1 protein-coding gene is annotated in these 350 nt (G+C 54.6%); it reads left to right on the top strand.

What is annotated here, in order from left to right; genetic code table 11:
• Window positions 1-350: hypothetical protein (locus MUW49_RS05920; protein ID WP_244812515.1), on the top strand; the 350-nt coding region annotated here is incomplete at both ends.

Below are 350 nucleotides of genomic sequence, written 5' to 3'. Positions count from 1 at the left end.
CCAGAAATGGCCTTTCTGACCGAGGCATATACCGACAACCTCCAGCAGAAACTCAAAGACTTGCACGGCGCGTGGATGCGCTGCTTTGATAAAAAACTCGCCGCCAAGGCTCCCGTTTTCAAGAAGAAAAGCGACAACCGCGACTCGATCCGCTTCGTCAACTTTGACAAGTATTGCCGCCTTGAAAAAGGTCGCGTGAAGCTGCCTGCCGGGCTGGCGTGGGTCAAGTTTCGCCAGTCCCAGCCAGTTGAAGGAAAAATTAAAAACGCGACCGTCAGCCAAGCAGCCGGGCACTGGTATATCTCCTTTCAGGTCGAGCAGGAGACGCTTGAGCCAATTCACCCCTCCGG

It is taken from the genome of Aeromonas sp. LsrichE-8G (assembly GCF_022869435.1).
GTDB classification, from domain to species: Bacteria; Pseudomonadota; Gammaproteobacteria; order Enterobacterales; family Aeromonadaceae; genus Aeromonas; species Aeromonas caviae.
Note: the sequence above shows the minus strand (reverse complement) of the source record. Positions and strands in the feature narration are given on the sequence as shown.